Here is a 1,065-nt window from a genome sequence, read left to right on the forward strand (position 1 = left end):
CGGCTTCTCCCTCATCCCACAGGCGCAGGCCGGCACGCTGCCCGTGCCGCCGCGCACGCCGGCCGCGCCCGCGCCCATTGCGGTGGGCGGTCCCTGGGGCGTGCAGGTCGGCGCCTTCGCGTCCGAGAACCTGGCGCGCAACGCGGCACAGCAGGCGCGCGACACGATCGGCGTGCTCGGCGCGCGTACCGTGGTGGAGCGGACGTCCGGCAATGGCGGGCCGCTGTTCCGGGCCCGCGTCGTGGGCTTCAACTCCCGCGCGGCGGCGGACCAGGCCTGCGACCGCCTGCGCGGCCGCGCCGCGTGCATGATCGTGTCCCCTGGCGCGTGAGGCGTCCTGATACCTCAGGCGCCGGCGCCGCTTCCGGCGGCTTGGCTTCCGCGCAGGCCACTGGCGCACGGACGGCACTGATGGTCGGTGCGCGGGCCGCGTTTGCGGCCTCGGCCTGCTAAGCAGGCCGCCAGCCTTGATGCTCTGATCACAGACGGTCATGCGCATCCTGGTCCTCGGCGGCGGCGGGCATGCGAAGCCGGTGATCGAGGCGCTGCGCGCCATGGGTGCGGAGGTCGCTGGCGTGCTGGACGATGAGCCGCGCGAGGCGGTGCTCGGCGCGCCCTGGCTCGGCGCCATCGCGGAGCTTGGCCGGCTGCGCGCGCAGGGGCTCGACCAGGCCGCCATCGCCATCGGCGACAACGCGACCCGAGCGCGGCTCGGCGCGCTGTGCCTGTCGCAAGGCGTCGCCCTGCCGGTGATCGCACATCCCTCGGCGCTCATCTCATCGCATGCGCGCCTCGGCCCCGGCGCGCAGGTCATGGCGCGCGCCACGGTCGGGCCGGACGCCGCGCTCGGTCCGCTCGCGCTGGTCAACACCGGGGCGATCGTCGAGCACGATGTCGTGCTCGGCGAGGCCGCGCATCTCGCCCCTGCCGCGGCGCTCTGCGGCTTCGTCCGTGTCGGCGCCCGCGCACTGGTAGGCGCCGGCGCCGTGGCGCGGCCCGGCGTCGCGATCGGCGACGACGCCGTGATCGCCGCCGGCGCAGCGGTGGCCGAGGACGTCCCGCCCG

2 protein-coding genes are annotated in these 1,065 nt (G+C 76.2%); both read left to right on the plus strand.

All coding sequences use genetic code 11. The annotated features are described in order from the left end of the window. The coding region (locus tag L2I40_RS23615; RefSeq protein WP_237217788.1) for an SPOR domain-containing protein at positions 1 to 331 on the plus strand (331 nt) is incomplete at its 5' end. A 160-nt stretch (positions 332 to 491) separates the two neighbouring features. After that, the coding region (locus tag L2I40_RS23620) for a NeuD/PglB/VioB family sugar acetyltransferase (protein WP_237217789.1) at positions 492 to 1,065 on the plus strand (574 nt) is incomplete at its 3' end.

Source organism: Falsiroseomonas oryziterrae, from assembly GCF_021864505.1.
Taxonomy (GTDB): Bacteria; Pseudomonadota; Alphaproteobacteria; order Acetobacterales; family Acetobacteraceae; genus Falsiroseomonas; species Falsiroseomonas oryziterrae.